At 62.7% G+C, this 24,507-nt stretch carries 22 protein-coding genes; 15 read left to right on the plus strand and 7 right to left on the minus strand.

Going from position 1 to position 24,507, the window contains the following annotated elements:
- Window positions 1-47 precede the first annotated feature (47 nt).
- Window positions 48-1,172 (plus strand): Gfo/Idh/MocA family oxidoreductase, encoded by a 1,125-nt coding sequence (locus F4Z81_10600; GenBank protein MXW05503.1) that lies wholly within the window; start codon window positions 48-50, stop codon window positions 1,170-1,172.
- Between the two features lie 6 nt (window positions 1,173-1,178).
- Complete coding sequence (locus F4Z81_10605) at window positions 1,179-2,006, plus strand: SDR family oxidoreductase (GenBank protein ID MXW05504.1); 828 nt, start codon at window positions 1,179-1,181, stop codon at window positions 2,004-2,006.
- Between the two features lie 41 nt (window positions 2,007-2,047).
- On the opposite strand, the gene F4Z81_10610 is transcribed toward F4Z81_10605, so the two are convergent.
- Entirely contained in the window at window positions 2,048-3,556 is a 1,509-nt protein-coding gene (locus F4Z81_10610; GenBank protein MXW05505.1) for an aminotransferase class V-fold PLP-dependent enzyme, read from the minus strand.
- A gap of 261 nt (window positions 3,557-3,817) precedes the next feature.
- Between F4Z81_10610 and F4Z81_10615 the strand changes: the two genes are divergently transcribed.
- Together F4Z81_10615 and F4Z81_10620 are read left to right on the plus strand one after the other, a co-directional pair.
- Window positions 3,818-4,024, plus strand: a complete 207-nt coding sequence (locus F4Z81_10615) for a cold shock domain-containing protein (protein MXW05506.1) — start codon at window positions 3,818-3,820, stop codon at window positions 4,022-4,024.
- Between the two features lie 147 nt (window positions 4,025-4,171).
- Window positions 4,172-5,068: a 6-aminohexanoate hydrolase gene (locus F4Z81_10620; GenBank protein MXW05507.1), complete on the plus strand. Its 897-nt coding sequence runs from the start codon at window positions 4,172-4,174 to the stop codon at window positions 5,066-5,068.
- A gap of 57 nt (window positions 5,069-5,125) precedes the next feature.
- Here the strand turns inward: F4Z81_10620 and F4Z81_10625 are convergent, their stop codons facing one another.
- The 4 genes from F4Z81_10625 to F4Z81_10640 form a co-directional block, all read right to left on the minus strand.
- Window positions 5,126-7,663, minus strand: coding sequence for a hypothetical protein (locus F4Z81_10625; GenBank protein ID MXW05508.1), 2,538 nt, complete (start codon window positions 7,661-7,663; stop codon window positions 5,126-5,128).
- Window positions 7,660-8,475, minus strand: a complete 816-nt coding sequence (locus tag F4Z81_10630; protein MXW05509.1) for a phytanoyl-CoA dioxygenase family protein — start codon at window positions 8,473-8,475, stop codon at window positions 7,660-7,662. The genes F4Z81_10625 and F4Z81_10630 overlap by 4 nt, the downstream gene beginning before the upstream one ends.
- A gap of 136 nt (window positions 8,476-8,611) precedes the next feature.
- Window positions 8,612-10,096 (minus strand): aminotransferase class V-fold PLP-dependent enzyme, encoded by a 1,485-nt coding sequence (locus F4Z81_10635; GenBank protein MXW05510.1) that lies wholly within the window; start codon window positions 10,094-10,096, stop codon window positions 8,612-8,614.
- Window positions 10,097-10,158: 62 nt separating this feature from the next.
- Window positions 10,159-11,406 (minus strand): adenosylhomocysteinase, encoded by a 1,248-nt coding sequence (locus F4Z81_10640; protein MXW05511.1) that lies wholly within the window; start codon window positions 11,404-11,406, stop codon window positions 10,159-10,161.
- Between the two features lie 238 nt (window positions 11,407-11,644).
- Here F4Z81_10640 and F4Z81_10645 point away from each other — a divergent pair, with 238 nt between their 5' ends.
- The 9 genes from F4Z81_10645 to F4Z81_10685 all read left to right on the plus strand — a co-directional run bounded on the left by F4Z81_10645 (window position 11,645) and on the right by F4Z81_10685 (window position 18,789).
- Entirely contained in the window at window positions 11,645-12,988 is a 1,344-nt protein-coding gene (locus tag F4Z81_10645; GenBank protein MXW05512.1) for an MATE family efflux transporter, read from the plus strand.
- A 15-nt stretch (window positions 12,989-13,003) separates the two neighbouring features.
- Complete coding sequence (locus tag F4Z81_10650) at window positions 13,004-13,447, plus strand: D-tyrosyl-tRNA(Tyr) deacylase (GenBank protein MXW05513.1); 444 nt, start codon at window positions 13,004-13,006, stop codon at window positions 13,445-13,447.
- Window positions 13,444-14,028 carry a septum formation protein Maf gene (maf, locus tag F4Z81_10655; GenBank protein ID MXW05514.1) on the plus strand — a complete coding sequence of 195 codons (585 nt, stop codon included), beginning with the start codon at window positions 13,444-13,446 and terminating at the stop codon, window positions 14,026-14,028. The genes F4Z81_10650 and maf overlap by 4 nt, the downstream gene beginning before the upstream one ends.
- A gap of 82 nt (window positions 14,029-14,110) precedes the next feature.
- Window positions 14,111-14,629 carry a hypothetical protein gene (locus tag F4Z81_10660; protein MXW05515.1) on the plus strand — a complete coding sequence of 173 codons (519 nt, stop codon included), beginning with the start codon at window positions 14,111-14,113 and terminating at the stop codon, window positions 14,627-14,629.
- A 103-nt stretch (window positions 14,630-14,732) separates the two neighbouring features.
- Window positions 14,733-15,026 (plus strand): hypothetical protein, encoded by a 294-nt coding sequence (locus F4Z81_10665; GenBank protein MXW05516.1) that lies wholly within the window; start codon window positions 14,733-14,735, stop codon window positions 15,024-15,026.
- Window positions 14,989-16,011 (plus strand): Gfo/Idh/MocA family oxidoreductase, encoded by a 1,023-nt coding sequence (locus F4Z81_10670; GenBank protein MXW05517.1) that lies wholly within the window; start codon window positions 14,989-14,991, stop codon window positions 16,009-16,011. Before F4Z81_10665 ends, F4Z81_10670 begins: the two co-directional genes overlap by 38 nt.
- A gap of 59 nt (window positions 16,012-16,070) precedes the next feature.
- Window positions 16,071-16,862, plus strand: a complete 792-nt coding sequence (locus F4Z81_10675; protein MXW05518.1) for a glucose 1-dehydrogenase — start codon at window positions 16,071-16,073, stop codon at window positions 16,860-16,862.
- 207 nt (window positions 16,863-17,069) lie between these two features.
- A complete protein-coding gene (locus F4Z81_10680) occupies window positions 17,070-17,672 on the plus strand; it encodes an RNA 2'-phosphotransferase (GenBank protein MXW05519.1) in 603 nt (200 codons plus the stop codon).
- 1 nt (window position 17,673) lies between these two features.
- Window positions 17,674-18,789, plus strand: a complete 1,116-nt coding sequence (locus F4Z81_10685) for a hypothetical protein (GenBank protein ID MXW05520.1) — start codon at window positions 17,674-17,676, stop codon at window positions 18,787-18,789.
- Here the strand turns inward: F4Z81_10685 and F4Z81_10690 are convergent.
- A complete protein-coding gene (locus tag F4Z81_10690; protein ID MXW05521.1) occupies window positions 18,784-20,712 on the minus strand; it encodes a hypothetical protein in 1,929 nt (642 codons plus the stop codon). The genes F4Z81_10685 and F4Z81_10690 overlap by 6 nt on opposite strands.
- Before the next feature lie 336 nt (window positions 20,713-21,048).
- On the opposite strand from F4Z81_10690, the gene F4Z81_10695 reads away from it, so the two are divergent.
- Window positions 21,049-21,972 (plus strand): phytanoyl-CoA dioxygenase family protein, encoded by a 924-nt coding sequence (locus F4Z81_10695; GenBank protein ID MXW05522.1) that lies wholly within the window; start codon window positions 21,049-21,051, stop codon window positions 21,970-21,972.
- Between the two features lie 25 nt (window positions 21,973-21,997).
- On the opposite strand, the gene F4Z81_10700 is transcribed toward F4Z81_10695, so the two are convergent.
- A complete protein-coding gene (locus F4Z81_10700; GenBank protein ID MXW05523.1) occupies window positions 21,998-22,753 on the minus strand; it encodes a class I SAM-dependent methyltransferase in 756 nt (251 codons plus the stop codon).
- A 216-nt stretch (window positions 22,754-22,969) separates the two neighbouring features.
- Between F4Z81_10700 and F4Z81_10705 the strand changes: the two genes are divergently transcribed.
- Window positions 22,970-24,466, plus strand: a complete 1,497-nt coding sequence (locus F4Z81_10705) for a sulfatase-like hydrolase/transferase (protein ID MXW05524.1) — start codon at window positions 22,970-22,972, stop codon at window positions 24,464-24,466.
- Window positions 24,467-24,507: the final 41 nt, after the last annotated feature.

Below are 24,507 nucleotides of genomic sequence, written 5' to 3' on the forward strand. Positions count from 1 at the left end.
TACCTGTACGGCTCGGGACAGGACCTCGACGGGGAAGGAACGGTTCGATGAAAGTCAAGGTCGGTTTCCTGGGAGTGACTCATCCGCATGCCCGTCCCCATTTCCGCACCCTGGAGCTGCTGGACGAGGTGACGGGTATCGTAGCCTGGGACGATGATAACGAAGCGCTGGAACGATTGCGGCGCGAGGACCATCCCAAGCTGGAGCCCGGACGGTCCACCTTCGACGGGATCATGGAGCGGGAGGACATACCCATCGTCGTATCGCTGGCAACGAACGACCGGAATCCCGAATGGGTGATCCGGGCGGCGAAGGCGGGAAAGCATATCCTGACTGAGAAGCCGGTCGCGGCCAGCAGCGTGGATATGGGATCCCTGCTCGACGCGGTTCGCGGCGCCGGGGTTCGCCTGGGGGTCTACTACACCTGGCGGTCTCACCCCATCGTCAATGATCTCAGGGCGTTGATCGACGCGGGCGTCATCGGAAAGCTGTTGTCCGTGGAAGGCAGGATGGTGACGTCCCAGGTCCGATTCCGCGACCCCACGCACTGGCTGTTCCAGAAGGGGATTGCCGGCGGCGGCATCTTAAGCTGGCTGGGCTGCCACTGGATCGACGCGATCCGGTACATCACGCGGGAAGAGGTCACGGCCGTTACCGCCATGGTGGATACGTTGAACGAGCAGCCCATCGACGTGGAGGATACGGCCGGGGTAATCATGCGGATGGGCAGCGGCGCGATCGCCACGCTTCACGCCGGATATCTCCTGCCCATCAGCCAGGCCGGGTACCTGTCGGGCAGCTACGACACCTACCTGGGTTTCCGCGGTCTGGAGGGCAACATTACCTGGTATCCCACCGCGGAGGACCGACCCGTCGTCGTCGAGAGTACATCGAAGGTTTGGAATGCCACGCCTCGACGTGAACTGAAGTACGTCGTCGCGGAATCCGAAGCATACGGGGGCAGGTACGGTCAGGATTTCGTCGGCCGGTTCATCGCCTCGGCCATGGAGAACGGTTCGGGCAATCCGCAAAGCCCGGACGAGCCGGACGGCCCGGACGGCCCGTACGATGACGGTGAGAACGCCCTGCGCGTGCTGCGGATCATCGAAGCCGCGTACCGGTCCAGCGAAACGGGCCGCATGGTTTCCCTGGAACAGGACCGGGAGGGTTAGGCGCTCATGGCTTCGATGCGTGACAGAGTGGTGGTGGTTACCGGTGCATCGACCGGTATCGGGCAGTCGGCGGCCGAGGCCTTTGCCCGCGAAGGCGCCACGGTCGTCCTGGCGGCCCGTTCCGAGGGCAGACTGGAACGCATCGCCGCGGACATCGAGAAGGCGGGTGGACGGGCAGTCCCCATGGCCGTGGACGTCACGGACCGGACCGCCGTGTTCGAAAAGATGAAAGAGATCGCGGCTTCCCAGGGAAGTATAGACGTGCTGGTCAACAACGCGGGAATCGGCCTGCTGAGTCCGGTGGACGGTATGGATCCGGAGGAATTGAAGCGGATCTTCGAGGTGAATTTCTTCGGCCTGATCTGGTGCACGCAGGCGGTACTGCCCCACATGATCAGGCAGCAAAGCGGCCGGATCGTCAATATCTCATCCGTCGCCGGCAAGCGGGCACTGCCTCACATCTCGGCCTACTGTGCGAGCAAATTCGCCGTGCAGGCCTTTTCGGACAGTTTGCGCATGGAAGTGGCCGAACACGGGATCACTGTTACGGTCCTGTGCCCGCCCCGGGTCGACACGACCTTCCACGACACGCCCCTGATGAGACAGAAGGGGCAGCGGATGAGCGCTCCTTCGATCTCCGCCGAATACGTGGCCGCGGCCATCGTCCGCGCCGCCCGCCGGGGAAGCCGGGAAGTCGTGGTCTCCTTCTACGGCAAGTTCTTCGTCTTCTTCCACTGGCTGTCGCCCCGCCTCCTGGAATGGATCATGAAGCACCTCTGGATGCGGCTTGACACGAAGAAGACCGAAAGGACGGGCGGGGAGGAAGGACCATGAAGTCCTGTCTGCGCTGAAGCCCGCCCCGAATCCTGCTCCGTCTATCCGTTCACCGATTTCGAAATCTCTTCGACCGCGCCGAGTATCTTATCCACTTCGGCCGCCGTGACCATGATGTGCATCGAGGCGCGGTTGGCGTCCCAGCCGACCTGCAGGTGGGTCACGCTGCGGATGTAGATGTTGTAATCCTCCAACAGCTTTGTATTCAGATCCCGCGTCGGCACCCCCTTGATTCGGAAGGGGATCAGACCCGCGTGTAACCTCGGGTCCTCGGAAGCGAATACCTCCACGCCGTCGATGTTGCGTAGCCCCATGGCCAGCTTGCCGGCCAGGTAGCGGATGCGGGCTTCGATCCCTTCAGGGGTCAGGTGGTTGTGAAAATCGAGCGCCGCGTTGACGGCTGTCCACTTCGCATAGCAGCTGGAACCCCGCCGCGTATACTGGCCGGCCGAGTTCATCCGCTCGAGCCACCGCTCGTTCGTGGAGAGATCTTCGCCGTACATGTTCTTGCCCGCGAAGGGCGTGGTCGAGGTGACGGGCTGAATCCGGTCGAACATGTCCTCTTTCACATAGAAGAAACCGGACTGCATGGAGGCCAGCATCCATTTGTGCGACGGGCCGGCGTACATGTCGCATCCGAGGTCGTGCATGTCGAGCTTGACCATGCCCGGTGGTTGGGCGCCGTCCACCAGCGTGATGACGCCCTTTGACCGCGCCATCTCGCAGATCTCCTTGACCGGCATGAACAGTCCGTCCGTGTAGTTCGTATGACAGAAGCTGAGCAGCTTGGTCCGTGGCGTGATCGCGGCTTCGAAGGCCTTCAGGAGGTCGTCCGGCGACTTCGGCGGGTGAAGCTTCGGGTCGGAAAGGTCGATGACGCCTACCTTCAGCTTGTCCCGGTGCGCCCGGTTCAGCACGGGGTTCGTGCCGGCACCGTGGCAGTGGTTGGTATAGAGGATCTCGTCCCCAGGTTCGAGAACGGGTCCGAAAGTACCCGTGATCATCCCGTCCGTAGTATTGTTCGCCAGGGCGAGTTCGTTGGGTTTGCAGCCGACGTACGCGGCGAATTTGGCCATGAACGCGTCGGCAAAGTCCATGGTATAGTGATTTAGCCTGAAATCCACGTAATCGTTGTTGAGGCGATTCAAGGCGTCGATCTGCGCCATGTGGACGCTGCGCGGCGAAGGTCCCCGCGTCCCGGTGTTCATGTAGGCGAGGTCCGGGCGGATCAGGAACTGTTTGGTGACCAGTTTCCAGAACTGCTCGTCATCGGGCGCGGCCGCCGCGCCCATGTCGTTCATGTCCACCGACGCACGGGCGGATTTCGTTCCCAGCGACAGCAGCGCGGCGCCTGCCAGCGTGCCGCCGAGAAAGCGGCCCAGGAAACCTCTGCGGTTGAGCGCCGCCAGTTCCCTGGGATCTTCGAATCTCGGATCGAAGTTCAGATCCGGTGAGAGGGGGTTCATGGGAGTACCTCCGAATCCGCCGTCCGCAACCGGCGCTGCACCGGGTGGTTCCAGCACGGTATTCATCCGGTTGAAGGCGGTCATGATAAGCTGGGGAAGAGATACTCTTATTTATGCGTCACGGCCCGATTTTAAGCAACCTGTTTTTGATTCGAAGGCTAAGAAATCACTTGACAAGGCACCCCCCTTCCGTATATTTGCCCGAAGGAGCAAATCCTTTAATCCTCATCCCCAACAACCTATGCGCGACCACCGACCAGGCATCCCACCGTCTTTGCCGGTGCCGTGTATTCATTGAGGTTGTCAGGGAGACCATTTCTTCCTATGAAGGGCAGGAGTGTCAGTATGGAACGCGGCACGGTAAAGTGGTTTAACGAACGCAAGGGGTTCGGATTCATCGCGCGAGACGATGGGGACGATGTGTTCGTTCACTATTCAGCGATCGTCGCGCAGGGATTCAAGACGCTGAATGAAGGCGATGAAGTCACCTTTGACATTACTGAAGGTCCCAAGGGACTCCAGGCCGCTAACGTAACCAAGGTGTCCGGTTAGAGACGCCTGCACAGCACAGCACGCAAGTGTGATAGCCCGTGAACTGATCCGCACAGTACACGGGCTATTGTGTATCGAAGGACGCGCTGCCAACGGACCGACCCCTTACGGACCCGCCCGAACGCCGGGCGCTCAGGAGATGCCAGTATGCCCGGCAGAGACTCGCCTGTTCCGGTAACCGACTTCGACACGCCCTCCCTCGAGTTTGACTTCCCCCGCCTGAGCATCGGATTCGCCGAGTACGACGAAGGCCCGACCGGATGTACCCTCTTCCTTTTCGACGAAGGCTTCGTCACGGCCGTCGACGTGCGCGGCGGCATGCCCGGCGTGGTCGAATTCGAGTACCAGTTCCACCACGCCATTTGCTTCGCAGGGGGTTCGTTGCACGGGCTGGAAGCCGTGTCCGGCGTGCGGGCCGCCCTGACCGCTGCAGCGGCGCCAAGCAATCCCCCGCCCCTCCCGCTCGTCGCCGGTGCGATCATCTTCGACTGGTTCAACCGGAAGGGTTTTGTGTATCCGGACAAGGCGCTCGGCAAAGCGGCCGCGGAGGCGGCGTCACCGGACCGGTTCTTCTACGGCCGGCGCGGCGCGGGACGCTGGGCGGGCGTCGGCCAGGGAGGCGCTTTTCGCGAGATCGGCGCGACGAAGATCGCCGTTTTCACTGTGGTGAACGCCCTGGGTGACATCGTGGACCGCGAAGGCCGGGTCCGCACGCGGGATCATCGTCATCCCTACGACAAGCTGGAAGCGCGCCTCGCCAGGGGCTCGAAATCCAGGTCCGACCAGATGGGCAGGCATACCACGCTGACGCTGGTCGTGACCAACCAGAAATGGACCCAGGGGGAACTGAACCAGATCGGCAGGCAGGTCCACGCGTCCATGGCCCGGGCGATCCAGCCCTTTCACACGACGCGGGACGGGGACGTGCTGTTTACGGCGACGACGGGCGAGGTGGAGAACAGGCGCCTGAAGAGCACGACCGATTTCGGGATGATCGCCTCGGAACTGGCCTGGGACGCCGTGCTGAACAGCCTGGGAGCGTGATTGCCTCGAGCCGGTTACTGGACGCCGGCGCGGCTTGAACCCCGGTCACCCGGCCGGTCACCGGGCGAGGTTCTCGTAGATTGCGCGGGCTTCCCGGAACTGGCCGATCACGTGATCGATTTCCTCTTGCGAACGCCAGCCTGGATGTGCTTCGGCCATTTCGATGAGCCGGTCGATCCACCGGACGAAGTACCGGGCGGAATCCGGGTTGCGGATCGGGTCGTCGCCCGCGTAGACCCGAATGGACTGGGTGGTGGCCAGCGGATAGCGGTCGTCGATGGGATGGGTCCACGGGGCGCCCTCGGCCTGGAGGGTGTACCATCCGCTGTCTCGAACGGTCATCTCATCCTCGAAAACCGCTTCCGTACCTTCCCCGGACAGCGGGATCTCCTTCAGAATCCGGCCGTTCCGGTAGACCGTAACCTTCTCGAGGGGTACGATGCTCCGGACGGTGCCCCGCAGCGTGATTGCACCGCCCTCCTTCGGAAGCCGGATGACCTCGCCGGGCATCGCATCGTCGATGGTGAATTCAAGCAGCGGTCCATTGGTGGCGAAGGTCCGTCCGGCCCGCAGCGCCGACAGCCAGGCGTCCCAAGACAGGATCTTGTCGCCCAGGTAGACGTAGGACCGCACCTGTCCGACGATGGCGGTGCGGTACATGCTGCTGATGGAGTCCTCCCCGCCCGTCAGCACGATGTTGATGTCGTTGTTGAGCAGGTGATGCCACACGTCGAGTACGGCGTGGCCCGCCCCCGAGATCTCGAGGGCTTCCACGGTACCCAGCGCCGCGTCCACGGGAAAGGCCTTGGCGCTGCCGAGCGTCGGGTTCTCGCCGCCCAGTGGATCGGCCTCGCCGAAATAGGGATGGACGTATGCCCTGAATGCGTCCTGCTCACCGGCAAGCCTCAGCATATCCGTGTTTGACGGGTACAGGCTGTATATCGCGGTGCCCTCGTAACCGGACGCGAAGGGCGACAGGAGGAAGTCCGAAAGCCCGATGAAGTATACATGCCCGTGGAAAGCGGGCCGGTACTCCTCGCCCACGTGCAGGATGTGGTCCGGCGTGGAAAGGGCGTCGGGCTTGCCCGTGAAGAACTGGTAGTCGAGCATGCGGTTGTCCTTGTTGGCCACGAGCTCGTTGACCACGGACTGGTCCTCCGCCTCCGACATGTGCATCAGGTTCTCCAACGTGTTGTGCAGGTCCCCCGCGTAGTTCATGTGAATGTGGGTGCTGCCGCTGTACCATCCCTTTTTCCGCAAATCCGTCATGCGCCGCAGCGTCAGGGCCACGGCAGTGGTCTTCCCGTCCTCGATCTGGACGGTCGCGCTGGCGGGATGGAATTCGAAGCCCTTCATGGCTTCCACGGTCAGCGGTCCGGTCGGGACGTCCAGGATGAAAGATCCGGGTGCGTGAAAGAAGTATTCCCGGAGCCGGCCGACGCGGTGGTACGCGCCTTCCGCGGCATAGGACTTGCCGTCGGATGCCCGGGCGTATACGCGGGCCGTGACCGGTTTACCCGAGTCGCCGTCCAGCACGGTGACCGCCGCCCGGCCGTGGGGACCGCGCCAGCGCTTCTCCTCGATGACGATGTCGGTCAGCCTGCCGCCCACGGTCTCCATGATACGCAAGCCCGGCAGGCCGTTTTCATTGGTGATGTAGGCAATTCTGGACCCGTCCGGCGACCAGCGAGGATAGAAATCGTCCCAGTCTCCGAAGGTGATCTTGTAGGGATGGCCCCCATCGGCGGGCAGCAGGTAGAGTTTCGTGTACTGGCCGCCTCGGTGAGAAGCGTACACGAAGCGCGACCCGTCCGGCGACCAGTGCGGCCGGGTCCGGTACAGCGTCTGTTCTTCGAGTACGATACGGGCCCGGTCGATGCCGAACGGTTCGACGGGCATCCGCCAGACGGCGCCGGATCCGAGGGGAATGCCGCGGTTGCCGATGAACATCAGCTCACTGCCGTCCGGCGACCAGCTCGGCTCGATGTGGAGGTCATAGGCGCCGAAGTACAGGCGGCTCCTGCCATAGTCGTTGTCGCGGGTCAGCTGGATCGGGTCTCCGGCCGCGCCGCCGTCCGCCATGTCCTGCACGAAAATGTTGAAATAGCCGTTGGGTTCCGTGGACACGTAGGCCAGTCTGGAACCGTCGGGCGACCATGTGGGATCGAGGTAAAGGTGATCCCCCGTCTTCAGCGGCCGGGAAACCCCGGTTTCGACGTTCAGGACCATGAGATCGATCGTCCGGTTGTCGGTTTCCGCCGTGTAGGCGATCCATGCGCCGTCGGGCGACCAGGCCGGTGAGGAGTCGTAGGTTTCGTTGTCCGTGAGTTCGTAAGCCGTGCGTTCGCCCAGTCGCATACGCCATATCGATCCGTGCAGCGCGAAGGCCAGTGTCTCGCCGTCGGGGGACCATGCCGGCCGGCGGGGCGTGGTCGTGGAAGGCGGCGGCAGGTAGAAGTTGTGCATGTAGTTGCCGCCGGTGCGGGCAGCCTGGTAGGCCGTGGGAGGAGGCTGCTGGGCTACCGTACCGCCAGCCGTCGCGATGAAGCCGGCGGCGAGGACGAGGCGCAGGGACGCGGATATCCGCTGGATCATATTGTAACACCTCCAAGCGCCTTCTCCACTTCGGATTCCCACGTGCCGTCCACGCGAACGCCGTACTCCGCCACCCCTCCCGTTGCCCGTGGTCCGGTGACATAGGGCCGGTAGTCGCGGCCGTCCGCGATGAGTTGCTCCGGCGCGTAGTCCGCGCGCAGAAAGTGGAAGGCGATGCCTGCGCGGGACCGGTCCGTCCGGTTGTGGCCGGTACAGTGCGCGGTTCCGTAGCAGAAGAACAGGGCGCCGCCCGCTTTTAGTTCGATGGTGTCCGCCTGTTCCTCCGGCGGATAACAGCGGATGTGGTGATCGCTGTAGGGGTCCCGGCGGTGCTCGTAAGGTGTCCGGTAACTGCCGGGAATCACCTGCATGGTGCCGTTCTCGACGGTGGCGTCGTGCACTGCGATCCACATGGCCGTTCCCATGAGCGGATCACGGATCTTGAAATAGGCGTTATCCTGGTGCCAGTGGGTGCCCATGCCGTCTCCGCCCGGCTTGAGAAAGACCTGGTCCAGGTGGAGAATAAAAGGATCTCCGATCAACTGGGAGATGGCACCGGCCACGTCGGGCTGGAACGGAAGAGCCCTGAACAGGTCGCTGTGCCGGTACATCGGGCACAGTTGCAGATTGCGCTGCGTGGTGGACGTCGTCTTCCCGTCGCCCTCCGTGGCGACGTTGCGCAGGGCGCCGTCTTCCATGAGACGATCGATCTCGGCCTGGAGGGCCCGGGTTTCCCGGTCCGAGAAGAATCCCGGTCTGGCCACGTAGCCGTGGGTGCTGAAATGGGCGACTTCGTCGCTTGTCAAAGTCATCTTCTGGAAGTCCTTTATCTGTGGAGATTATCTGTGGAGGATTTTTGCTGGTTCGTTCGGTGTCTGAAACGCATGCGGACCGGCAGGTATGTGCACTATGACCAACCCGGGCTTCCATAGTCAAGCGGAAGATGGCCTACACGCCAACCGGGGTTGTTTCCGAAATCGCCTCGTTTCCGAAACGTTCGATGGCTTCCAGGGTTTCGCGCACATCGTCCCAGGTCGTGTTATGGTTGACGATGCAAAGCCTGAGTGTAAACCTGCCGCGCAACAGGGTCGATGACATGAGGGCGCGGTCCTCCCAGAAGACGCGGACGAGCACTTTTCGGTTGATCTTCTCGAGCGATCCCTCATCGAGGTCCGTAGCGTCGGGATTGACGCGGAAGCACACGATACCGAGGGAAGACGGCAACAACAACTCCATGGTCCCGCTGTTCCGGATATACGCCTCGGCCTGCTTGGCAAGCTCCATGCCTTTGGATACGGCGTTTCGGAATGCAGCCATTCCAAAGGTCTTCACGGACACCCAGATTTTCAGGGCCCGTACCGACCGGCTCAATTGCAAGCCCCGGTCCGAGAAGTTGGGATGATTCGCGCCCCATATCGTATCCTGGAGGATATCGTGCCGTACGGCGAATGCGCGCTCGAGGTTTCTCAGGTCCTTCACCATCAGGCAACCGGCTTCGTAGGGTTGAAAGAACAACTTGTGCGCGTCCAGACCGATGGAGTCCGCGCGTTCCATGCCGCGCAGGAGGTCCTTCCCTCGTTCGGTGATCACCGTAAAACCGCCGTAGGCGGCATCGACGTGGAGCCAGATGCCGTCCGCCTCGCAGAAATCCGCCAGGGATTCGAGCGGATCGATCGCGCCTGTACTGGCCGCCCCGGCGTTGGCGCAGACCGCCACTGGGTTGAATCCCGCGGCCCGGTCCTCCGCCACCGTACGCTTCAGCGCCTCCGGATCCATCCGAAAAAGCCCGTCGGTAGGGATCAATCGCACGTATTCGGATCGTATGCCCATGATCCTGGCTGCCCGCACCAGCGCGCTATGGCTCTGGTCGCTCATATAGACCGTGCCGCGTTCGGGAGCGCCGGCGGATTCCCGTGCCGCGACCAGGGCTTCCAGGCTGGCCGCGGAGCCTCCGGAAGTCATCAGGCCTCCGGCGGTGTCCGGATACCCCAGCCAGCGTCGGATCCAGTCCATGACCACCAGTTCCATCTGGCTCGCACCACTGGATGTGAGCCAGGTACACTGGTTGACGTGGTATGCGGAGACCATGAAATCAGCCAGTATGCCGGGCCAGGTCGGCGCCGACGGGATGAACGCGAAGGATCGGGGGTGATCGAGGCGGGCGCCCAGGGGGAGGATATCCTTTGCCGCCCTCCCCAGGACCTCCAGCGCGGGACTGCCGCCTTCGGGCGGATCCTCCATGAGCTGATCTTCCAGTTCCTTCTTGAACTCGCCGTCCCAGGCTTGTTCATCCGGAAGATTCCTGATACGTTCTATAATGAGTTCCGCAGTCCTGGTCGCGAGCTCGAGCATGGCGTCCGGGTCCATCTGGAGGCTGTTGGACGCGTCCGCACTTGATGCCGCCTGCTGATTTTCGAGATTCTCCCGAGCCACTTTCGACCTCTTCTGATTCCCGTATTGCTCGATGCTGCTTATCGCTCAGTGCCACATGTCGTTCAGTGCCACGAATTCAGGTACGCCCTCTGTTCCGGCGTCAACTCGTCGAGGGCCAGTCCCATGCTCGCGAGCTTCAGGCCGGCGATCTCGCGGTCGATCTCATCCGGCAGGGTGTGTACGCCGGGTGTCATCTCCTCGTGCCGGGCGGCCAGGTGCTCCGCCGCAAGGGCCTGGTTGGCGAAGGACAGGTCCATGACCGCGGCGGGATGTCCCTCGCCGGCCACCAGGTTGACCAGCCGGCCCTCGCCGAGGAGATACAGTCTCCGGCCGTTCGCCAGTACGTACTCCTCCACCCATGGACGCAGGGACTGTCGCTCGACCGCGAGGGCGTCCAGGGCTTGCACGTCGATCTCCACGTCGAAATGTCCAGCGTTGGCCAGCATGGCGCCGTCTTTCATGGTTTCCAGGTGGTCGCGGCGAATGACCCCGCGGTTTCCGGTCACGGTGACGAACAGGTCGCCCAGGGCGGCCGCCTCGGCCATGGGCAGTACCCGGAATCCTTCCATGACAGCTTCCAGGGCCGCGACGGGGTCCACTTCCGTTACGATGACCTGACCGCCCAGCCCCCTGGCCCGGGACGCCACGCCCCGTCCGCACCAGCCGTAGCCGCACACCACCACGGTTTTGCCCGCGATCAGCGTGTTGGTGGCCCGGAGGATGCCGTCGAGCGCGCTTTGCCCCGTGCCGAACCGGTTGTCGAATTGATGCTTGGTTTTTGAATCATTGACCGCGATGACCGGAAAGGTCAGATCGCCGTTCCGGACCATGCTTTGGAGCCGGTTTACGCCCGTGGTCGTCTCTTCCGTTCCGCCGATGATGCGATCCAGTTCCCGGCGGTGGTCCCGATGCGCCGTGGTTATCAGGTCGGCCCCGTCGTCCAGCAGGAGATCCGGCTGCGCATCCAGCACGGTGTGCAGGTGCCGGTTGAAAGTACCGGAGTCTTCCCCCCTTTTCGCGAATACGGGCACCCCGTGATGCGCGACCAGGCTGGCCGCAACGTCGTCCTGCGTGCTCAGGGGATTGGATGCGCAGACGATGGGTTCCGCGCCACCCGCCTTGATCGCCGTGACCAGGTTGGCCGTCTTGGTCGAAATGTGCAGGCACACGCCGACGCACAGGTCGCGAAGAGGTTGTTCCCGCTCGAACCGGTCTTTTATCGCGCGCAAGACCGGCATCTGGCGGGCATCCCATGCCATGCGCGCCGCGCCGGCTTCGGCGAGATCGGGATCGCGGATGTCAGATTCCATGGCTACTGTCATTATGGCTTCCGGCGTATAGCGCGTCAAGGTTATTACAGAAAGCAAATATTCGTGTTACTTTATTTACTTGATACAAATCAGACCCCCTGCCGCGGCGCCTCCATATGCCCTTGACATCAAGGGACTTAAACGACTAACATGGTGAGATTTCAATTCACGGTAAGTGACTGATTTTTAGCGTTTTACACGGACCGTTCTTCCTATCCTCCGATCGTTCGGATACCCCATGCTCGACCTCTCCAGAAAACGACTCAACCGTACCATCCTCACCCTCGCATGGCCGGCCATTCTCGAAAACCTGATGCACACGACGGTGTACATCGTCGACAGCATCTTCATCGGTACCCTCGGCACGCTGGCTTTCGCCGCCGTCGGCCAGAGTTCCATGATCCTCTTTACCGTGGTTTTCGTGTTCTACGGGATCGGGGTGGCGACGGGGGCCGTCGTGGCGAGAAACCTGGGCCGGGGCGACCAGAAGACGGCCTGCGAGGCCGCCGGCCAGGGGATCATTCTCGGAACATCCATCGGATTGATGGTGGCCGCGCTGGGCCTGATGTTCGGCGAGGATCTCATGGTGTTCCTGGGTACCGAGCCGGACGTCGTCGAACGTGCCCAGGAGTACATGCCGATCGTCTTCGCCTTCAGCGTGCTGCGTCTTTTCATCTACACCAGCAGCGGGATCCTGCGCGCGGCCGGCGACACCAAGACGCCCATGTGGATCACGGGTATCATGAACGTATACAACATCTTCGCCGACTGGGTGCTGATTTTCGGCATCGGGCCCTTCCCGGAACTGGGCATAACCGGCGCGGCCCTGGCCACGGGCACGGCCTACGTCCTGGGCGCCGCCCTGCTCATGTACAGGCTGTTCCGCCGTCACGCGAGATTCAGGCTGTGCGGCAGCGACATCGGGAATATCAGATCCGAGCACCTGCGGACCATCATACGGATCGCCGTGCCGAATCTCGGAGAGCAGTCCGTCATGCAATGCGCCTATTTCTCGTTCATGTGGATCGTGACCAGCCTGGGTACGACGGCGCTCACGGCGCATTTCATGACCATACGGGTGGAGATGGTATCCTTCATGCCCGTATTCGGACTTTCCATGGCCGTGGCCACCGTGGTCGGACAGAGCCTGGGCGCCGAGCGCCCTGAAATCGCCGAGCTCGCCGTGAAGAAGGCCGCACGAATCGGCCTGATCGCCATGAGCGCCCTGGGCCTCATCTTCGTCGCCGTGCCCGGCCTGCTCGTCGGCATCTACAGCCCGTCGCCGGAAGTGTATGACCTGGCCGTGCTCTGCGTGCGTGTCGCCGCCCTCGAACTGCCGACGTCGGCTTTGCTGATGATCTATACCGGCGCCATGCGGGGCGCGGGAGACACCGTTAGCCCCATGCTGATCAGCATATTCGGCGCGATCTTCCTGCGGATCGGCATGATGTACGTGCTGGTGATCGAACTGGGATGGGGGTTGCCGGGGGTCTGGTACGGTACGGCGCTGGACTGGGGAATCCGGCTGGTGATCGCCTGGTTCCTGTTCCGGCGGGGACGGTGGAAGAGGATAAAGATCTAGGGGGGGTATGAATCGATGCGGGTAGTATTGCAGCGCGTCTCCAGCGCTTCCGTTGAAATCGACGGCGCGGTAACCGGAGAAATCGGTCCCGGTCTCGTACTGCTCCTCGGTATTGCGAAGGACGATGCGCCGGAGGACGTGGAGTACGTCGTCAACAAATGCGCCGGACTCCGGATTTTCGGCGACGATCAGGGGAAGATGAATCGTTCTCTGCTCGACGTGGGGGGCGAAGTGCTGGCCATTTCGCAGTTTACCCTGTTCGGAGATACCCGCAAGGGCCGCAGGCCCAGTTTCGAAAGCGCCGCGCCGCCCGAACACGCCGAACCGCTCTACGAGCTGGCGGTCGAACGCCTCAGGGAACAGGGCATACGGGTCGCCACCGGCCGTTTCGGCGCCTACATGGAAGTGTCGCTGGTCAACGACGGGCCCGTGACCTTGACCGTCGAGTCCCGCCGATGAAGCAGATCGTCCTGGCCTCTTCCTCGCCCCGTCGGTCCAGCCTGCTCCGGCAGATCGGGATAACCTTTGAAATCGTGCCGCCGGACGTCGACGAATCCCGATATTCCTTTGAAGGCGACCCTTCCGGTACCGCAGAACGGCTCGCATTGGCCAAGGCGAAGAGCGCCGCCGGCCGGGTCGATGCCCGTGACCGACTGGTACTCGGGGCCGACACGGTGGTCCTGTTCGAGGACGAGATCATCGGCAAGCCGAAAGATGCGGAGGACGCCTGCGCCATGCTGCAAAAGCTGGCCGGCCGTTCTCACCGGGTACTCACGGGCTTTGCCCTGCTGGATCCGCGGACGAACCGGGCGGTGACGGCGCACGAGTGGACTGCGGTCTCCATGCGCGAACTGACCAACACCGAAATCCGCGCGTACGTGGATACGGGCGAACCCCTGGACAAGGCGGGGTCCTATGGCGCTCATGCCCTGGGCGCCGGTCTCATCACCCGCGTGGAGGGCTGTTTCTACAACGTGATCGGCCTTCCCCTCGCCCGATTGCTGATGACGCTTAAAAACTTCGATGACCTGGCGACGTGACCAGGGTCGCATCGCCGTAACATGGGTCGTATCGTCGTGATTGGGGACGCCACCAAAGGCTTAGAACCGACCGGGTAACGCCATGGCCGATTTCAGAGGACACGTCTGGGGTGGTTTCTTCGCCACGCTCATCTCCCTGGCGCTCTGTGTCGCCGGGCTGTGGTGGATGGAGCTGCTCGATCCTTACTGGACCCTGGACGTCTGGCCACAGGTGCTTCTGCTGCTTTTCATCGGGTTGTTGTCGGCCTGTTTTCCGGACGTGGACACCGAGAGTAAATCGCAGCGGCTGTTCTACCGCCTGTTGATTCTGCTGGACATCTGGTTTATCTTGATCGGGGATTACAGGACGGCGGCCCTGCTGGGACTCGGCGCCATGCTGCCGTTGCTCGGAAAGCACAGGGGATGGACCCATACCTGGCTGGCCATGTTGCTGGTGCCCGCGCTGTTCCTGCTCGTCCCCATGTACCTGAAAGGGTCCGTTGAGTCCTTTCCGATCGTCTGTTACATCGTATCGGTCTCGGCCTATGCCAGCCACCTGGTGCTCGACGGATATATAGAACAGACGGGCCGGCGTATCCGACGCCTGGTCGCGGGAAGCTGAGCGCGGGAAACCGAGCCGGGGAAGCGATCGAAACTGAGCGCGGGAAACTGAGCGGCGTCCGCCATCAATACCGAGCGGCGTCCGCCATCGAACCGGAGATAACATGAAAAGCGCACTGGAAATCGCCATGGAGAAGACCGCCGGCGCACAGCAGGGCGGCAAGCTGACGGACGAGCAGCGTAAGGGGATCGCCGACCTGGAGAAGGAATACCAGGCCAAAATCGCGGAACAGGAGATCATGGTCGAATCGAAAATCAAGGCGTTGGCGGCACAGGCGCAGGGCCACGAGTTCCAGCAGCAGGTACACGCCCTGCGGGAACAACTGGTCCAGGAGCGGGAACGCCTGGAATCGGAGAAGAATGCGAAAATACAGGCAGTCCGCGATCGGAGATCCTGACATGGCAAAGAAGCGTCTGCGCGTCGTCCTGATCGGCTGCGGAGGCAACATGCGGGCCGCCCACGTGCCGCGCATTCAGGCTGACGGGGAGGTCGAAATCGCGGCGGTTGCGGATACCTCGGAAGAAGCCGCCCGGGCGTTGATGGACCGATGGGGCCGCCCGGTGCCCTGCTACGCCGACTATCGGGACATGATAGAGGGTCACCGGCTCGACGCGGTCATGGTGAGTTCACCCCATGCCCTGCACTACGAGCAGGTGGACTATGCCCTGGATCAAGGTCTGCACGCACTCGTCGAGAAGCCGCTCACCATCTCGTCCAGCCATACGCGCGCCTTGATCGGGAAGGCGGAAGAAAAGCGCCGGATCCTGCTGGTGAGCTACCAGCGCAATTTCATGGCGCCCCATGTCTATGCCCGGGAGCTGATTCGGAAGGGCTCCATTGGTGAGGTGCGCGGCGTCGTGGCCTACGTCACGCAGAACTGGGGCGGCACGCGCGGGTGGCGGCTCGACCCGGTCCTGTCGGGCGGCGGCATGTTCCTCGATACGGGCAGTCACCTGGTGGCTTCCACGCTGTGGATTACGGATCTCAAGCCCCTCGAGGTGAGCGCATTCCTGGACAAGGCCGGGAGGGACGTGGATATCAACATGGTGGTGGCGGTACGGTTCAGGGACGGCGCATACGGCACGCTGAATACCTTCGGAAACGCTTCCCGCCATGACGAACGCATCGCGATACACGGCAGCGAAGGAAGCCTCGTCTTCCACCTGCACCAGTGGCAAGTCAAGTCGGTCCTGTTGAACGACGAGCCGCTGAAGATCCCGGCGAGGATCCGGGAGGACACGCCGGACGCCGCGTTCTTCCGCATGATCCGCAACGGCGGGAAGGGGTATGAGCCTCCCCATTTCGCCCTGGCCGTTTCCCAGGTCAGCGAGGCGGCCTACCGGTCGGTGGAAGCAGGAAAACCGGTTCAGGTCGCCGAGTAGTTCCGGGCGCGGCTGGAACCAGGAGAATCAGCAGAGTCAGGAGCACCAGGAGACCGTACATGAGTGCGACAGGACGTCTGGCGGAGAAGCGGGCGGTCGTCACCGGAGCGGGGAGCGGTATCGGCCGCGCCATCGCGCTGAGACTCGCGCAGGAAGGCGCGCACGTGGCGGCCGTGGACATCGATCGCGACAGCGCTGAAGCTACGGCGGACCGGATCCGTGACGGCGGCGGCACCGCGGCGGCATTGACCGCCGACCTGGTCCAGGTCGACCGCATCGTACCCATGATCGACGAAGCCGTTTCCGCCCTGGGCAGGCTGGATATCCTGGTCAACAACGCGGGACGGGTTGAAATCAAGCCCTTCCTCGATCTGACCGAGACGGAATGGGACCAGGTCATCGATCTCAATCTGAAAGGGACGTACTTCTGCATGCAGGCGGGGGCCCGCCAGATGATCCGGCAGGGCGGCGGCGGCCGTATCATCAACATGTCCTCCATCTCGGGCAGACACGGCCGGGCCGATTCGAGCGCATACGCCGCCAGCAAGATGGCCGTCATCAGCATCACGCAGTCCGCGGCCCTGGCGCTGGCGGATCACGGGATCCTGGTCAACGCGCTGTGCCCGGGCGTCGTGGCCACGCCCATGTGGGACCACATCGACGAGGACCGCGCCCGCCTTTTCGGATACGAGCGGGGGACGGCCCGGGCCCGGCTCGTGGAGAAGATCCCCCTCAAACGGGTCTCCGAGCCGGAGGAGATCGCCGCTGCCGCGGTCTTCGTCGCCTCCGACGAGAACACGCTGATCACCGGCCAGGCGATCAATGTCGACGGCGGCATGGAAATGAACTGAAACCGGGGACGGCGCTTGCAGGACGGCAGCAAAGCAGCCGTCCGGGTTTGATCTTGACAGTGCGCACCGCCCGCCGTATACTCGGTAGGTTCCTTTTTACAGCCAGTTCAGGTACATCGCATCGGCCGGCATGGCCTGTACAGCCTGCATAGCCATCGTGGCCGCCATAACCCGCACAGGCAAGACTCCATCAGAAAGACACCATCAATGGATCCAAGAAGACGCGAAAGACTCTCCAAGCTCCTCTCCCTGATACTCCGGCATAAACCCGAAAGATTCGACATAACGCTCGACGAAAGGGGATACGCTTCGATCGACGAGATCGTGGAGGCCATCCAGGAGAAGTTCGATCTGCTGGCGAGGGATGAAATCCTCGAGATCGCCGACGGCGCCGAGAAGAGAAGATTCGAGGTGGAGGAAGACCGCATCCGGGCGCGTTACGGACATAGTTTTCCCATCGACCTGGGGCTGCCTCCCGCGGACCCGCCCGAGTACCTCTATTACGCGACCGTACCCGCGCGGGCCTCGGTCATCACCAATGGCGGACTGACGCCCAGCGACCGCCAGTACGTCCACCTTTCCCTTTCCGAAGATATCGCCGCACAGGTAGCCAGGAACCAGACGGATACGCCGGTCGTCTTCCGCATCAATGCGCGGCAGGCCACCGAAGCCGGCGTGAACTTCTACGATCGCTCTCCGGTCATCCTGACCACGGGCGTGCCCTCCGAGTTCATCGATGTGCTGCAGGAGGCCCCGCCGCCTCCCGCCGAGTTCGGCCGCCGGAAGCGGAAGGCCCCTCCGCGCAGATAACATGCGCCGCCTCGTCCTCCCCTTCCTCGGCCTGCTGCTCGCCATCTGCCTGCTGTTGTTCGACCTGACCATTCTGTGGTCGGGGCGCACCGCCATACGCCCCGTGATGCAGAAGGGTGTCGCCCTGGGGGTGTTCAAGGCCTCGGAGGGGATGTCCTACTACCGGTCCTCCCTGGAAGACATCGCGGCCCTGGGCGCTTCCCACCTTTCCGTCCCCGTATTCATCCTGCAGGATTCCGTGGATTCCGTCACCCATTTCACCCGCCCGTCGGACGGCGCCACGGGGGAACAGCACGAACGCGTGATCCGGGAAGTCATCGACTACGCCCACCGGATGGGGTTGAAGGTCATGCTGACGCCCATCGTCAACCTGGACCGCCCCGGCGAGAGGGAATGGCGTGGCACCATAGCACCGGGCGATTGGGAGGCGTGGTTTGAAAGTTACCGCGGAATGGTCCGCCATTACGCCCGGCTGGCCGCGGAAATGGATGTGGAGTATCTGAGCGTGGGTACCGAGCTCGTATCGGCCGAAAGGTTCACCGGGCAATGGAGGGAGACCATCGCCGAGGTGCGTGGGATCTTCCCGGGACAACTCACCTATTCCGCGAACTGGGACCGGTACGACCGGGTCGCTTTCTGGGACGACCTCGACTTCGCGGGGATATCGGCTTACTACGAACTATCGGAATCCGAGGATCCCACGGTGGAACAACTGGTCTCCGCCTGGCGTCCGGTCAAGGCGGACCTGCTGCGTTGGCAGGCCCGGTGGAACAAACCCCTTTTGTTCACCGAAGTCGGATACATGAGCCAGTCCGGTGTCGCCGCCCATCCGTGGAACTACGTGTCGGAGAAGCCCCTCGATCTGGAGGCGCAGCGGCGTTGTTACGAGGCCCTGCGGCTGGCCTGGGAAGGGGAAGAGCGGTTTGCCGGCCTGTACCTTTGGATCTGGGAACCGGACAAGCGGGGTGGGCAGGACCGGGGATACAATTTCGCGGGTAAACCCGCGGAAGAGGTCGTTCGCGACTGGTACCACAGCGTGCCGGACAACGCCAACGTCCTCGATTACGCCGTCAACGGCATGGAACGGTTTCTGCGGTCCCTGCGGCAGGGACTATGAGGAGGCCGGCGCCGCGTGACCACCGTAGCCAAGGGTCTCCACGTCCCGGTGCAGGCGTTCCAGTACCCGGGACCTGACCTCTTCGAAGAGTTCACGGGTCAGGAAACGCACACCGGGCAGATCGCCCTTGCCCTGACCAATGAAGACGTCGGCCGGCATGTCGTATTCGTCCGGGGTGATCCCCTGTTTCTGCTCAAGGGCGAAACCCAGGATATGGGCCCGGTAGGTGGCGTCCAACACCCGCTCGGCCGAGAAGGGCACCCCGAAGACGGACTCTATGCCTTCGCTGACCTGGTCCGGCGGGGCCATGGTGAACAGGCAGCCCCCGTGCAGGTCCTTGTTCACCATCTTCCAGCCTTCTTCGGTGATGTTGTGGACCCAGTAATCGGCGGAATCGGGCTTGCAGTCCGGGTCCATCACGTACAGCAGAAAGGTGCGCATGGACATGTGGCCGCCGGCCACGGCGAAGGGATAGCCCGGATTGGTCTGACCCAGGTAGGCGGAGAACTCGACCCCCTTGGCATGCATGGCGAAGGCCTTTCCGCCGATCTCTTCGGCGATCGCCTGGACGCCCTTGCCGAAGAGAGGTTCGCGTCCGTAGGCGATATCCTCCTTGAGTCGCCGGGCGCCTTCCGCGTCGCCGAAGGTGACGCCGCCCGCGACGGTTCCGTTGCCCCGGGCATTGTAATCCATCAGGAAGGAGATCACGACGTTGGCCGAAATGGTATCGAACCCCAGGTCGTCGTCCAGCCGGGCAAGCTCCAGGTTGTCATGGGGATCCAGAATGCCCAGGTTGGCGCCGGACAGTTCCATGGGTTCGAACTCGAATCGGCCCAGGTACTCTCCGTGGTTCCTTCGGGCCTTACGCCAGTCGGGATCCTTGCCGCCTTCCGGGACGTCGTAGAAGTCCTGGTGGCAGGTAATCTGGCAGCCGTAGCAACTCTTGTCGATGACGATGAAATCGTCCGATTCCCGCATGGTCTCCAGGTGTACGGGGACGGCTACGTTCTCGCCGGGCGGCTCGAAGTTTCGGTAAGGCAGCACCCCGAATCCGTCGAGTATCTTGCTGTTCTTGCCCGTGCCGCCCAGCCCGTTCCGGTTGTGCGGATGGCGGTATCCCCGGCTCTGCTCACCTCTTCCGATCTCGTTGTTGATGACCTTGAGCCGGTCATCGCCCTTGCGGTAATAGTCGTTCTCCGCCCTGGCCACGATGCCGAGGATGTTCTTGGAACCGAGCACGGATCCCATGCCGAGCCGGCCCGCGAAACGCCACTTGTCTTCCCCGCTCATGAGCTGTTCCTGGGTCGACCCCACCACGGCCGCGTACCAGACCGTTTCCCAGTGTTCGCCGGCGGGCCCGAGGACGGCGAAATGGGCGTGGTAGTTCTTGTCGCCATCGTTGTAGCGCTCGTCCAGGTAGACCATCTTGTCCCTGACCCGTGCGCCGACCAGGTGTGCGGGGGCTTCGACCAGGGTAATATCGGGGCCGTCGTCGATCTGCCTGATCACCAGAAAGCTCGGTACGGCCGCGCGGCCGGTGAGGATCAGGTCGCCGATGCCGGTATAGGAGAACTTGCGGCCGAAACTCCCGCTCATGGCCGACCATACGGGCATGGGCATGCCGGCCCGGGTGCGCTTCAGGGGAGAATAGCCGGAGAAATACGCCCGCAGACCGGTCATGAACTGCGTGCCGGTGAAGCAGCCCGTGTTGATGACCAGCGGGACATCCGGCGCAAAGGGATCGCTCACGTCGTAACCCGAAAGGATCTTGAAGGACCGGCCGATGCCGCCCAGGAAATCCATGTCGTCCTGGACGCGGTGGTCCTCGACGCTCAACTTTCGGCCTTCGGCCAGGTCGTATTCGATGCGGGTATAGCAATAATCGGTCACGTCTCCCGGCGTGCCGTTTACGGGTTTCAGCACAATATCCCCCTCGCTGTTGGACTCGAATCGTATGCCATCTGAATCGGTTTGGATTTCAAACGGGACCGCGACGGGTTACTCCGCGGCTTCGTTCGAACGGGACCGCGCCGCTTACGCCGCGCGGGTACGTAAATAGGTTTGGGATAATATAAAGGAATGCGCGTACGAAAACAGCAATAATCCCTTAGAGGTGAAGTGAGCGGTGAAATATCCCCTGCCGGGCAATGGGCGGTTGACAAAACCCCCGCGTTTCATTATGAATAACGCCAGGAACGACTCCGTTCCGCGCTCGTATTCACCGCCCTGAACCGAATGTCGCCGAGGCCAGCCATGACCATGACCGACCTTTCCCAGCAGACCGAACCCGCGATCGAAGTCCCCCGGATCGTGGACGATGAGCAGATCCAGTTCTACGTGGACAACGGCTATCTCGTCGTTCCCGACCTGATGACCGGCGAGGAACTGCAGGAACTGAAGGACGACCTGGTGGACGTGGCGCGGGGGAAGTATCCCTGCCGGGGACTCGAGCCGCCGAAGCACGACGACACCGACGAGGACGTGCTGCAACGCATCCTTTGTATACACCAGCCGCACTTCGTCAGCCAGGTGATCGAGAAGTACGTGCGCCATCCGAAGATCTGCGGCGTGCTGAGCCAGATTACCGCGGCCCACCTGCCCTACTGGGACGGTAGTGTCAAGTGCATGCAGTCCATGTACTTCATCAAACCGCCCCGGTTCCAGGGCCAGGCGTGGCACCAGGACGAAATCTTCATCCCCACGCGGGACCGGTCCCTGATCGGGGCGTGGATCGCCGTGGACGACGCCACCATCGAAAACGGGTGCCTGTACGTCATCCCCGGTTCCCATCGCAACGGCTACCTTTACCCCCAGCGGGCTCACGAGAACCCAGATGAGTTCGACTTCGCCCCCGAGAGTTACGGCTTCGACGAATCAGTGGAAGTGCCGGTCGAAGTCGGCGCCGGCGCCCTGGTCTTCTTCAACGGCTATCTCCTGCACCGGTCCTACAAGAACCGGAGCGACCAGCCCCGTCGCGTGCTGGTGAACCACTACTGCAACGCATGGAGCCTCCTGCCCTGGGGCATACAGGAAGGCGAACGCCCCGCCACGGCCGACCGGCGCGCCATCGTCCCGGTCTCCGGCACCGACCCCTATGCCTGGAAGGGCTTCGAACCCACGAAGGACGAGATCTGGATCCGCAACTGCAAGGCGGCGGATGAGATGAAGGAGGAGGCGCACTAGGTGGTCTCTCCTGGACCCCGTACAGTCACTCCCTGACCGCCTCGAACCCGATGATGGGGGGCGCGGCCATGAATTCGTCCCAGAACTTGCTGTTCCGCTCGGACGGATGCAACTGCGGGTCGACCCAGCGAAAACCCGTAAAGCCAGCTTCCTCGAAGACCCTGCAGTAGGTTCCTGGCGACAGATAGTAGTTGTTGAACTCGAACCGCGTGCCATCGTCGTTCGTGAACCGGTAGACAATGGGGTCGCCTTCGTTCGGCGCCTCGGCCCTCCTCGTGTATACCTTCTCAAATCCATACCGGGCGTATGAGACCGTGCCGCCGGGTGCATTCAGGACGTTGTCGTTGAAACCCACGAACCGCCCGCCCGGTTTCAGCGCGCCGTGGGCCGCCCGGATGAAACGAAGGAGTTCGTCCGCGTCTCGGGCGTAGTTCAGCAGGTACAAGGCCACGACGAGATCGACCGGTTCGTCCAGGACCAAGGCCGCCGCGTCGCGGTTCAGATACCGGCAACCAGTGGGGCGCGCGCGTTCCTCGGCCTCCGCCAGCCGGATCATTTCGGCCGAGACGTCGACGCCGAGCACCTCACCGGCGCCGGCCTGTTTCAGCTTGCGCGTATAAAACCCCTCGCCGCAGGCCAGGTCGAGCGCTTTCTTCCCGCTGATGACCCCAAGCGTTTCGAAAAGCGTGTATTCCTCGATGTATTTCCGAAAGGACAGTTGCTTGGAGTCTTTGTAGGCCCCGGCGATGGCGTCGTATTCGGATTTGGCTGGTTGCGTCATATATGTTTCCCTTTGCTTTGCCTCTCACATTATACCTGAACAGAACAGTGTTTCAAGTTCCATTGTCTCATTCAGAAGCGGTTTACACGGCCCGCAGGTCCATGCGCTTCGCCCGCAATTCCGTTGACGAAACGGCCTCCTCCGCATAGTTTTCCCATTATTTGAAAAACCGGATCCCAGTGTAAAAGTAACGTCCCGTTTCCCTGTGGAGCTCCCGTGAACGTCATCTGCGTCTGCCTGGACACCTTTCGCGCCGACATCATCGGCCCGGGCAGGAAGTACAGCCACGCGTACACACCCAATCTCGACGCGTTTCACCGCAGCAGCATCCGGTTCAACCGCGCCTTCGGAGAGGGACAGCCCACGCTTCAGGTACGCCGGGCGCTGTTCACCGGGATGCGAAGTTTCCCGTGGCGGTACAACTTCGATCGGCGCGGACACTGGCACCATGCGCCCGGTTGGCACAAGATCCCGCCGGAGCAGGACACGATCGCGGAGGTCCTGCTGGAACGGGGGTACCTTACTGCCCTCATCGCCGACACGTACCACATGTTCAAGCCCACCATGAACTTCTCCCGGGGGTTCGCCCATCTGGATTTCGTGCGGGGACAGGAATCGGACAACTGGAAGAGTGGCGATCCGAAACTGGTCGAAGCGCAACTCGCCCGGCACGTGAGGCAGCCCGTGGACATGTTGAAGCATGCGGGACTGGTGAACTACCTGCTGAACCAGCGCCACAGGAAGGATAAGGACGACTACCAGTGCGCCCGGGTGTTCAATTCGGCCAGCGCGTGGCTCGCGGACAACCATACGGCGGGGCCCTTCTTCCTGTGGGTCGACAGCTTTGATCCCCATGAGCCCTGGGACCCGCCGACGGAATACGCCGACCGGTATTTCGAGCACGACGGTCTCGATTTCATCGTACCCGGTCCCGCATACGCCCGTGACGGATCAGGCAGACCAGGCGGATCAGGCGGACCAGGCGAGCCAGGCGGACCAGGCCAACCGGGCGGTCCGTCGGAAGCGGAACTCCGTCGCATCGAGGCGCTGTACCTGGGGGAGGTCACCCTGGTGGATGAGTACGTGGGCCGGTTGCTGAATGCGGTGGCGGACCTGAATCTCCTCGATGACACCCTGATCGTGATCCTGTCGGACCATGGTACCCAGTTGCTCGACCAGGGTAGTTTCGGCAAGGGACCAAACGAACTGCATCCCTTCAATACCCAACTCAACCTCATGATGCGCGTACCCGGCGGTCCGACAGACGTGGACGTGGACGCCTTCGTGCAGAACCACGACCTCATGCCCACGCTGCTCGGACGGCTCGGGGTACGGGCGGACTGGACGGACGGCGAGGACCTGTGGCCGCTGGTCACGGGTGAGAAGGCCGCCGTCCGTGATCGGATCGTGACCGGGTGGGCGTCCTTCATCACGGGCAACGCCGTGGGCCGGGCTAGCGTGCGGGACGACCGCTGGAACTTCTGCACGTCGGTGGGCTACGAAGACGCGGACGGCGATGAACTCTTCGACCTCGAGCGCGATCCGGAAGAGCGGAGGAACGTCGCCGCGCAGCATCCAGACGTCGTCGCGGCGCGCCGAAGCGACGTGGAGGCGGTCCTGGGCCAGCCCCTCCCCGGCCGGATGGTGGAAGTATGCGATCCCGCCCCGGCGCCCATGACGCACTGGCTGGAGCAACGGTTGCGGAGTAGCTGACCTTAAGGGGATGCAATTCGTGGGGATTCGCATGGACTTGT

Source organism: Gemmatimonadota bacterium, assembly GCA_009835325.1.
GTDB lineage: Bacteria > JAAXHH01 > JAAXHH01 > JAAXHH01 > JAAXHH01 > JAAXHH01.

Bases quoted from the DNA above. Each gene is read 5' to 3' on its own strand.
- F4Z81_10600 (MXW05503.1), top strand. From the start codon at position 48: ATGAAAGTCAAGGTCGGTTTCCTGGGAGTGACTCATCCGCATGCCCGT.
- F4Z81_10605 (MXW05504.1), top strand. From the start codon at position 1,179: ATGGCTTCGATGCGTGACAGAGTGGTGGTGGTTACCGGTGCATCGACC.
- F4Z81_10610 (MXW05505.1), bottom strand. From the start codon at position 3,556: ATGACCGCCTTCAACCGGATGAATACCGTGCTGGAACCACCCGGTGCA.
- F4Z81_10615 (MXW05506.1), top strand. From the start codon at position 3,818: ATGGAACGCGGCACGGTAAAGTGGTTTAACGAACGCAAGGGGTTCGGA.
- F4Z81_10620 (MXW05507.1), top strand. From the start codon at position 4,172: ATGCCCGGCAGAGACTCGCCTGTTCCGGTAACCGACTTCGACACGCCC.
- F4Z81_10625 (MXW05508.1), bottom strand. From the start codon at position 7,663: ATGATCCAGCGGATATCCGCGTCCCTGCGCCTCGTCCTCGCCGCCGGC.
- F4Z81_10630 (MXW05509.1), bottom strand. From the start codon at position 8,475: ATGACTTTGACAAGCGACGAAGTCGCCCATTTCAGCACCCACGGCTAC.
- F4Z81_10640 (MXW05511.1), bottom strand. From the start codon at position 11,406: ATGGAATCTGACATCCGCGATCCCGATCTCGCCGAAGCCGGCGCGGCG.
- F4Z81_10645 (MXW05512.1), top strand. From the start codon at position 11,645: ATGCTCGACCTCTCCAGAAAACGACTCAACCGTACCATCCTCACCCTC.
- F4Z81_10650 (MXW05513.1), top strand. From the start codon at position 13,004: ATGCGGGTAGTATTGCAGCGCGTCTCCAGCGCTTCCGTTGAAATCGAC.
- maf (MXW05514.1), top strand. From the start codon at position 13,444: ATGAAGCAGATCGTCCTGGCCTCTTCCTCGCCCCGTCGGTCCAGCCTG.
- F4Z81_10660 (MXW05515.1), top strand. From the start codon at position 14,111: ATGGCCGATTTCAGAGGACACGTCTGGGGTGGTTTCTTCGCCACGCTC.
- F4Z81_10665 (MXW05516.1), top strand. From the start codon at position 14,733: ATGAAAAGCGCACTGGAAATCGCCATGGAGAAGACCGCCGGCGCACAG.
- F4Z81_10670 (MXW05517.1), top strand. From the start codon at position 14,989: ATGCGAAAATACAGGCAGTCCGCGATCGGAGATCCTGACATGGCAAAG.
- F4Z81_10675 (MXW05518.1), top strand. From the start codon at position 16,071: ATGAGTGCGACAGGACGTCTGGCGGAGAAGCGGGCGGTCGTCACCGGA.
- F4Z81_10680 (MXW05519.1), top strand. From the start codon at position 17,070: ATGGATCCAAGAAGACGCGAAAGACTCTCCAAGCTCCTCTCCCTGATA.
- F4Z81_10685 (MXW05520.1), top strand. From the start codon at position 17,674: ATGCGCCGCCTCGTCCTCCCCTTCCTCGGCCTGCTGCTCGCCATCTGC.
- F4Z81_10695 (MXW05522.1), top strand. From the start codon at position 21,049: ATGACCGACCTTTCCCAGCAGACCGAACCCGCGATCGAAGTCCCCCGG.
- F4Z81_10700 (MXW05523.1), bottom strand. From the start codon at position 22,753: ATGACGCAACCAGCCAAATCCGAATACGACGCCATCGCCGGGGCCTAC.